Genomic DNA, 383 nt, shown 5'->3' with positions numbered 1-383 from the left:
GCCAGCCGCGACATCCTGGTGCTGATCAGCAACTGCCCGCAGCTCAACAACCCCTGCAACGGCTGGAACCCGACCCCGGTGCAGCTGCTCGGGTGGTGGGACGCATGACGGGCCTCACCGTCATCAGCGCCGGCATCCAGACCACCATCCAGGACCTCGAGGGCCGCACCGGCCTGTGGGACGTCGGCGTCCCGCCGTCCGGCGCGTTCGACGAGTTCACCTTCGCCCTGGTGAACGCGGCGGTGGGCAATTCGTGGAGTGCCGCCGGCCTGGAATGTGTGGTGCGCGGGCCGGTCCTCACGGTCTCGACCGACCGACAGGTGTGCGTCGGCGGCGCCGCGACCCGGGCAACGATCGACGGCCGCCCGTTGCGTCCGGGCACG

The 383-nt window shown here is 71.3% G+C and carries 1 pseudogene; it reads left to right on the top strand.

The annotated features are described in order from the left end of the window. Positions 1-104: 104 nt before the first annotated feature. Positions 105-383 (top strand): annotated as a pseudogene (locus ACOADB_RS13735) (hypothetical protein); the annotation flags it as partial.

Origin of the sequence: Nocardioides sp. CPCC 206348 (genome assembly GCF_048654705.1) — a bacterium.
Classification (GTDB): Bacteria; Actinomycetota; Actinomycetes; order Propionibacteriales; family Nocardioidaceae; genus Nocardioides.
This window is presented reverse-complemented; position numbering and strand designations above follow the sequence as displayed.